Here is a 7,838-nt window from a genome sequence, read left to right on the forward strand (position 1 = left end):
GGTCGAAGCTGCCACCCCCAAACAGCGCCAGAACATCATAACCACCCCCAAGGTCGATGCTGTCGGTGGGGTTTAGATCCGGCGCCGTAGCATTCAGTGTGCTGTTCGTCAGGTCGCTGGAATCGAAGGCCAGCGTATCGGCGCCGGCAGTCAGCTGCAGGGGCGCCACATAGGTCCCGCTTCCATCCATAATCGTCTCGACAGAACTGTTCAGAAAGATCGCCGCCCTCTGATCGGCGGAGAGTGTCAAGCCACTGGCGATGAGGGTATCGTCGCCCTCGCCGCCATAGACATGGGAGACCGTGAAGGCGTCGGTCACGGTGAAGATAGTGCCGTCGGCATTGCTGCTCTCGATCCGGGAACTGACAGTCATTCCCGACAGATCGAGCGCGGCTTCCTCCGTGGTGAGCGTACCGCCATAGATGGAGTTGATGCCCGCCAGGTTCGCCTGCTCGACCTTGAGCGTGCCGCCGATCGAATAGGCTTCGATATTGGAGATCACCGTCGAAAACGGAACCGTGAGGTCGAAGGAGCCGTTAAATACGACGGTGTCTTTTAGCGGATAGGTGGAACCACCCTGATCATTGTAGCTGCCCGTGCCACCATCGATCAGGCTGGTCGTCTGAAGCTGGGCGGCGTTGTTGAGGACAAAAATATCCTGGTTGGCATCGGCCCCGTGCAGGGCATAGGTACCATCGGCAAGATAATAGTAATTGTAGCCGCCGTCGTCATTTGAATTGAACACTCCTCCCGCATGGATTGTCGCAGTCCCGCTCGACAGATAATAGCGGTTGAAGGCGGCGTTGGCGTCGGAGATGGTGGCCTCGCCGGTCGAGAAATAATACGATGAATCGTCGGCGCCGCCATCCGCTCCATCAATGATCGCAGTGCCGCTCGACAAATGATAAAAGCCGCCATGGATGCCGTCCAGGTCGAGCGACACATTGCCCGAAGACAGATAGATCGACGTCTCGTTGCCGGAACCGCTGACACTCACCGAAATGTCCATGCCGTCGCGCAAGGTGAGCGCGGTGGGGCCGGAACCATTCACATAGGTCAGCCGCACCGCATCGACGCCCGCCAGAACCGAGGGTCCATTCAGGTCGAAGCTGCCACCCCCAAACAGCGCCAGAACATCATAACCACCCCCAAGGTCGATGCTGTCGGTGGGGTTTAGATCCGGCGCTGCTGAAATAACCGTCGTATTGAGGATCGATGGTCCGAGATTGTCGGTTCCCTCCGTAAGGGTGGCATGGGCCTGCACGGCGGGCGCAATGTTGCCGATCTGGTTCAGCGCCGAAATCACCGCGGCATCAAGCCCACTGCCAGAATATGAATTGACGACGGCATCGATTTGGCCGGGGTCATCTGCCGCGGCGGCCAAGGCATTAGAAGCGCTGCCCTGGGCAACGAAAGCTATCGCCGTGGCGTCCGCGACCAATTGCGCTGGCGTTGATGCGGTCGCGGCGTCATCCGCCAATGTTTGATTGCTGGCAACCACGACCTCTTGGAGTGCCTGGAGGAGATCGGCATCCAGAGCACCTGATGCAGCAGCTTCAGCGATCACACCGATTGTCGATGAATTGGTCAGGTCAAGAGCTTCGCCTGCGCCAAGACCCAATATCTGGCTTGTAAGAGCCGAAAACACACTGGTTGCGGCGGCATCCTGATCTCCGCCGGCGCCGGCAATCGCAGCCGCCATCATGCTGACCGTGTTCAGGATAGAAATGCCGGCAAGGAAAGTATCGGCATCATTCTGGAAAGCCGCCGTGATGGGATCGAGTGTCAGGAGATCGATATCCGGCGCGAGGCCTAAAGCGACAAGCACCATCGCTTCGGCGCCTGCAACATCCAGGTTTGAAGCCGGATCATCGACCAGAAGTGTGACCAAAGTTGTCAGCGGGCTGACAACCGCCGATCCCGATGGTGCAGTCAGCGTTCCAATCAGGGCGTTATTCGTCGAGGTGTCTGTTCCGCCAATAACGACAAGATTTCCCGATCCTCCTTGTAGAACAAAGTGCCCGAAGTCGTCGGTGACTGCAGAATACTCACCGACGTCGAGTTGACCATTGCCGTCTGCGTCGGCAAAGACCGTGGCTCCTGATATGTAACCATCGACGGCATATCCCTCCTGAACGAGTGAGAAGACAAAATCAGTTGCGGTCGACGAGTTGCCAGCAGCATCCGTCTGTCGGACCGCAAACGCATTCGGACCAAATTGAGGTGCGAACGTGCTCTGCCAGTGGGCGCCACCATCGAGGGAGTATTCGACCGTGGCACCAATCTCAATACCCGTCACATTCAACGCGCCATTGTTCGTGATGTGATCGGTATTCGAGGCGCCTGAGTCCACGATGAGCGCCACGCCGGGAGCGGAGGGAGCCTGTGGGTCCAAAACGAAGGTGAAATCCGTCTCAGCAGAGACGTTGCCGGCCATGTCGGTCTGGCGCACCAAAACCGAGTTCGAGCCTTCAACCGCAGTAAACGACGAGCTCCAGCTGGTGCCCCCGTTGGTGGAGTATTCGACATGGGCGCCGACCTCGCTGGCAACACTCAATGTGCCGTCATTGGTGAGCAGGTCGTTGCCGGAAGAGCCGGAGTCCGTCGCCAGCGCCACATTGGGCGCCGCCGGATCGTTCGTATCGAACGTGAAGCTGAAGCTGGTACTGCTGGAGACGTTGCCGGCCACATCGGTCTGGCGCACCAAAACCGAGTTCGCGCCTTCAACCGCAGTAAACGACGAGCTCCAGATGGTGCCCCCGTTGGTAGAGTATTCTATCAGGGAACCTGTTTCGCTGCCGCCGACACTCAGTGCGCCGACTTTACTAATGCCATCATTGTTCGAGGCGCCACTGTCGGTGGCCAGCGCCACTGTTGGTGCGGAAGGCGCCACTGTATCAACGGTCAGAATCCCCGATGGATTGGACGCAGCGCCAGAGATGTTGGCGATGTTGCCCGTTGCATCTGTGATAGTTGCAGAATTGAGAATGAGCGACGTGATAGCGAGATCGGATGTATTCTGACCGGCGGTAACCGTGTATGAGAAGGTCAGTGTCGAGCTGCCCGAGCCACTCAGATAGGTTGCTGTGCCACCGCTGTTCAGGGCCAGCGTCGGTGTCCCGCCTGCAACGACAACAGGTTCCGAGAAGGTCACTGCAAGCGTCACCGTATCGCCAGCATTTAGCGATCCGCCGGGCGTGCCGTAAGCAGTCGATGACACCGTTGGGGCCGTAGCATCGGCAATTTCGGTAATAATGTCACTGGCAGTCAATGTCTCCATTGTGGATATCTTGACGACCACATCTGCAATATGGTCGCCCGTCGTATCGACGTTGACGAAGGTGCTGCCTCCAGAGACGGAGGACCAGACGCTGTAGTTGGATGCGGCCGCGCCGCTCCAAGTGAGGGTATGTCCGATTTGAGTGACTAGGCCACGCAGGTCGATTTTGTCTTGCAAGGAAGCCGTCGCCATCTCAGCCGCAGATGTGAAACCATTGATGGCGTCGCCCGTTTTGCTGTTGAAAGCGCCGGCCGCCGTGGCCTGTGAATCACTTACCAAATCCAAGACATAAAGATCGCCCCCGGCACCGCCAGCCAGCTTGTCGGCGCCCGCTCCACCGACCAGAATATCGGCGCCGGCACCGCCGTTGAGGTCGTCATTCCCGGCTTCGCCAAACAGCTTGTCATTACCGTCGTTGCCACCCAACGTGTCGTTCCCGTCGCCGGCATGGATGACGTCGTTGCCAAGCCCGCCACGCAGATCGTCAGTACCGGAGCCCGTCGCGTTTGCCGTCTGTGTTCCTCCATAGATGATGTCGTCATCGGCTCCGCCGTCAATCAGGTCATTGCCGGAACCGCCGATCAGCAGATCGTTTCCCGCCTCGCCGAATAGGCTGTCATTGCCTTTGGCGCCATCGACCTCGTCATTTCCGATCCCGGCATGAACAGTGTCCGCCCCGATGGTTGTGCCATTGGAATTCAAGAAAACCCAGCTAGCTCCATCCCAGTAATATGTTCCAAGCGGATTGATCCTCTCGCTCAGAAACGTTCCGGTAATGTTAGCCATGGCGGATCCCCTATCCTCAAGATCACTGGTGGCTAGGAGTCTGACCAGCGATTGTCACGGAGGATGAAGCGACGGACTTCCAGATGTTCTGAGCGCAGGACGACAAATGCTCGCTTCCTTGCCAAATCGAGGCAAGTGACCGCCGCAGTTTGTAATCGAGCAATTACTGGACCAAGAATGTGCCGGTGAGCAAAATACCAGCGGGTCACGCGGTTCGTTGGTCGCAGTATCCTCCCTTATTACACGGCACTAGGCTCCCGCGCTAGAACGGTGTCAAACGCCAATAGAGTCGCTAATGTACCACCTTTGCACAGCCCGCGCCGACAGTAGGCGTAAGGCGGACGTCGAAAGGCTCGTGGTGCCGATTCCAGTGTGGCCTGAAAGCGCTTTGTTTCAGGAGACCTCGCCTTCCCGGTTGCGGTTATTTCAGTTCCAGCTAATTAAATGGCGAAGAGGCCGGCTGGTGGGTCATCAACGCGACTGAGAAGTTCAAACCCGGCAGCATCGACGACTGAGTTGACGAACTCGTAGTGAAGTCGTGCATCCTCCGAAGCCGTGCCCGGAGCATCGTCGCGGCCTGCGACATGAACGGACGCGCTCCGGTCGAGGTCCGCGGGCGCTCCTCACTGACTGCTTCTTCACTCTACCCGCGCACGCCGCGGCGGCTGGCAATGCCCACCTGCTCACCGTTGACCCTGTCGTGGGTGCCCCAGATACGGCACCGAGATGTATGGCATCGTCGGCGAGCAACGCCCCGGACACAGCCACGAACAAGCCAGCCGAAACACCTTCGTCCGCGACGCCCTCCTAGACTTCGCCGCGGGCAATCACGACCGGCTTTGGAAGGCCGTGTCGCACTACACTTAAATGCAAGATCGCGCCGGCCTCTCGCGACCACTAATGCCCCACACGATCCGTCGAGGTCCAGCCTTGGGGCTTGCTGGGCCGCTTTTCTGTCTTCGCCCCCATCTCGCACCGCCTGGTCATCAGCTCCCTCAAAGGTCGGCGTCTGGCGAGGATTCTATTGGGCCGACCTAAATTCCAGATGTCCCGATGCAGGCGCCATGTCCCGTCGTCGCCCATTTACGCTCGATATGCCGAGCAAAGGCGGCGCCCTCTTAGCGGCGCTGACAAAATTCATGGACGCCGCCTTCAACAGCGGAAACGGCAAGGGCGTGGAAGAATTCTGTGAGCGCGCGATCAAAGCCGGAATGAAGAATCTCACCCGTGTCGATGGCCGTGGCGAGCCGACTGTGCGTTCGCAGATAATGCAGACGAAAGAAGCAGCACAGCAGCAAATGCAAATGACTTGATCAATCTCATCTCATCCACCCGTTTGCGTGGTCGACATCCACCGGATGACCATGGCCTCAGCCTCAGATTGTCGCCCCTGAGCTAGGTTAGCAGGATACAAAGCATGGGGATTGCAACAAGCAGGACATACAGGCGAAATGGACCGTTCAGGGTGGTTTGTGAAGCCGTGCGCTGCTCCGGAAGGTTTACTTGCTTCGTGCTAATATGCTTATAAGTTTAGAAAGCTGGAACCGGCGTCGATCGGCCGAGACCGACTGTCCATTCTCGCCGCTCGACCCGGGAAATACAATGTTAACTATCCATTTGCGCAGAAGTTGTGTTGCCGGATCATCCGGCGTCACCGCATGCGGGTGCCGAGAAGATGCTTAAGGTCTTCGCTGTGGTTCAGCATGCCCATTTTGCCTTGAGGGTTTCATTAAGCTGCATATGCCAGCTTGCATCTGGTTGGTATCAATAGGCGTTTCGCCCAGTTGTTATTTCAGCGGTTGAAGCGGGTGCACTCGGTTGCGTCATTGATCATCAACCAATAAAGAGCGGATAAATCAGACAAAAGGACCAACCGATGACCAACCAAACTGATAACAGCGCTGCCGAACTAGCTGAGTTAACCGCCGACATTGTCTCAGCATATGTCAGCAACAACCCGTTGCCGGTGACCGGCTTGCCGGATGTGATAGCATCGGTTCATGCTTCGTTGGCCGGACTTGGCACGGCGGTCGCGCCTGCCGTCGAGCCGCAAACTCCTGCGGTTAATCCAAAGAAGTCGGTGACGCCGGACTTCATTATCTGCCTCGAGGACGGCAAGAAGTTCAAATCCCTGAAACGGCACCTCAGCACGGATTTCGGCCTGACGCCTGACGCCTATCGCGCTAAATGGAACTTGCCGCACGACTATCCGATGACGGCTCCGAATTACGCAGCTCAGCGCTCGCAACTTGCGAAATCCATCGGGCTTGGCCGCAAGTCTGAACCCGCCGCACCAGCCAAGAAGGCAGCTGCGAAGCGGAAAGCCAAAGCGTAGTCCGCCGCCACCTGACGCCGTTAAGACTCAGCTATGCCTTGAGGCGCGGCGGACTTGCGCGCGTCTTGCCTCGGGCGCATTGAAAGGGCATGAGCACCGAGCACGAAAGGCGACCGAGCTGATGGCCGGCAACCCGCGACTGACCGGCGCATAAGCCAAAAATGGACATGGGATTTGCGTTCCCACGGTGTTTTGACTGGAGGTTTGTTGTCGCCGAATTCGCCTGACAGATAGGACAGGTTTCGGCCGCCGGGACTAATTGTTCATCTTGTCATTTTCCCAAGGGCGCCATCAGATTGCACAATGTCGGCGAGCCGGTTCGGAGATCGCGGCCGCCGGCTTTGCAATCTGAGCAGCCAAAGAGCCCGACATGATCCCAATCATAGCTCCGTGATCTTCGCCGTAGGGCAGCGGACAGCGGAAACGCACGCCGATGGGGCTTCCAGCCAGCCAGGGTCGTCAAGGTGTTGCTAATATGCAAGCAGGGACTGCAGCTCTGACTGCCTCGCGCGGAACCACTTCCAATGACTTCCCGTTAGCGTCAAAATGACAACGCCAACGACGCGAGGCGACGAAGATGGAGCTAAACACCAAAACGCTTGAGATGTGCGGTCTTCTAGCCGTTCCGTTGTCAATTCTCATCACGGTACTACTAGCGGGTGCCATTCTCAGCTGAGCCAACTGGACGGTCGACTTGGATATCAGCGGGCTAAAGTCGCTGGCGGCCTCGACGCTGGATCGTCGCTGCGATCAGCTAAACTGACGGCAAATTGCAAATAGAATGGCACCCTGAGAAATCAGTCTTTAAATTCAGCATTTTTGGGGGTGATCCGCTGGTAGAGCTGATGTCGCCGAACTACCGTTCCGGGGCGTCGTCTGGGAGAAACGCAAAGCTCACCTAAGCTGCCCACTCGCGATTATTCCAACAGTTACTCCCGTTGAGGCCAGTTTCCGAACCCATCGTATCTCATGGGTTGCATACCACCGATCGCGAGACGCGCCGCTTCACCAACTTGTCCGGCGAAAACCAGGCAAGGTCGGTAACCGTCCGGTGGCGGCCGCCTTGCTGAGGTAGGCTGAAGGCTGCAAGTCCTAGTGCAAGCACTAGGAGTAGTTCTATGACAACGCAGCGCGTTGAGGTGATCACGTCAGTCGAGCGACGTCGGCGCTGGTCTCGGGAGGAGAAGGAACGGCTGGTCGCTGCGACGCTGGAGCCCGGGGCCAGTGTTTCAGAGATCGCGCGGTCGGCCGGCATTCACGTGAGCCAGCTTTTCCGATGGCGCAAGGAGCTCTGCCGGATGCTCACGCCATCCATCGCGCAATTCGTCCCCGTGGAGGTCGCCGCGGGGGGGGAGGCCGCCCCCCCCGGCGCGGGGAGCCGCCCCCCCCTCGGTTTTAGCACCCGACGCCGCCCACCCGCGAGCCCGAAAGAGGAGG

General features: G+C 58.2%; 4 protein-coding genes. 3 read left to right on the plus strand and 1 reads right to left on the minus strand.

The window, feature by feature from the left end; all coding sequences use genetic code 11:
- A partial coding sequence (locus NKH57_RS32780) for a beta strand repeat-containing protein (protein ID WP_352950477.1) occupies positions 1-4,066 on the minus strand: 4,066 nt, incomplete at its 3' end.
- A gap of 1,064 nt (positions 4,067-5,130) precedes the next feature.
- Between NKH57_RS32780 and NKH57_RS32785 the strand changes: the two genes are divergently transcribed.
- The 3 genes from NKH57_RS32785 to tnpA form a co-directional block, all read left to right on the plus strand.
- Positions 5,131-5,379 (plus strand): hypothetical protein, encoded by a 249-nt coding sequence (locus NKH57_RS32785; RefSeq protein WP_156938508.1) that lies wholly within the window; start codon positions 5,131-5,133, stop codon positions 5,377-5,379.
- Between the two features lie 563 nt (positions 5,380-5,942).
- Entirely contained in the window at positions 5,943-6,401 is a 459-nt protein-coding gene (locus NKH57_RS32790) for a Ros/MucR family transcriptional regulator (protein ID WP_023758530.1), read from the plus strand.
- A 1,118-nt stretch (positions 6,402-7,519) separates the two neighbouring features.
- On the plus strand, positions 7,520-7,838 hold a 319-nt coding region (gene tnpA, locus NKH57_RS32795), incomplete at its 3' end, for an IS66-like element accessory protein TnpA (protein ID WP_352950480.1).

The organism is Mesorhizobium sp. M1050, assembly GCF_040318715.1.
GTDB lineage: Bacteria > Pseudomonadota > Alphaproteobacteria > Rhizobiales > Rhizobiaceae > Mesorhizobium.